The organism is Streptomyces sp. SM1 (genome assembly GCF_002910825.1).
GTDB classification, from domain to species: Bacteria; Actinomycetota; Actinomycetes; order Streptomycetales; family Streptomycetaceae; genus Streptomyces; species Streptomyces okerensis.
The window spans coordinates 1-597 of record NZ_NEUB01000489.1 but is presented as its reverse complement, the minus strand read 5'-3'; the positions used below and the strand labels follow the sequence as shown (position 1 = coordinate 597).

Sequence of the window (597 nt, the reverse complement as noted above, 5' to 3'; positions counted from 1 at the left end):
GCCGCCGCAGGGTCCGGCGGCGTCCCGGGGGTTTCTCGCCCGGGCCGCTCTCGTCACCGCGGCGCTCTCCATCGCCGGGTCGGTGCTGGGACTGGTGCGGGACCAGTCGCTGGCGCGGTTGTTCGGGGCGGGGAGCGACACCGACGCCTTCCTCGTCGCGTGGACGGTGCCGGAGATCGCCGCCACGCTGCTGATCGAGGACGGGCTGGCGATCGCGCTGATCCCCGCGTTCAGCGTGGCGCTGGCGCGGCGCGCCCGGGGCGTGCCCGGGGATCCGGTGCGCGACCTGGTCAGGGCGACCCTGCCCCGGCTGTGCCTGGCCTTCGCCGCGGTGGCCGCGCTGGTCGCCGCCGGGGCTCCGTACGTGGTCCGGGTGCTGGCGCCGGGTCTGGCCGACCCGCGGCTCGCCGTGGACTGCACCCGGCTCACCGCGCTCAGCCTGCTGGCGTTCGGGCTCGCCGGGTACTGCAGTGCCGCGCTGCGGGCGCACCGCCGCTTCTTCGCCCCGGCGGCGATCTATGTCGCCTACAACACGGGCATCGTCGCGATGATGTTCCTGCTGGGCGGGGAGTGGGGGGTGCGTTCCGCCGCGGTCGG

The 597-nt window shown here is 76.2% G+C and carries 1 protein-coding gene; it reads left to right on the top strand.

Annotation, left to right across the window (positions count from 1 at the left end):
• Positions 1-597 (top strand): lipid II flippase MurJ (locus B9S61_RS12060; RefSeq protein WP_308457760.1); only part of this gene is annotated, 597 nt, incomplete at both ends.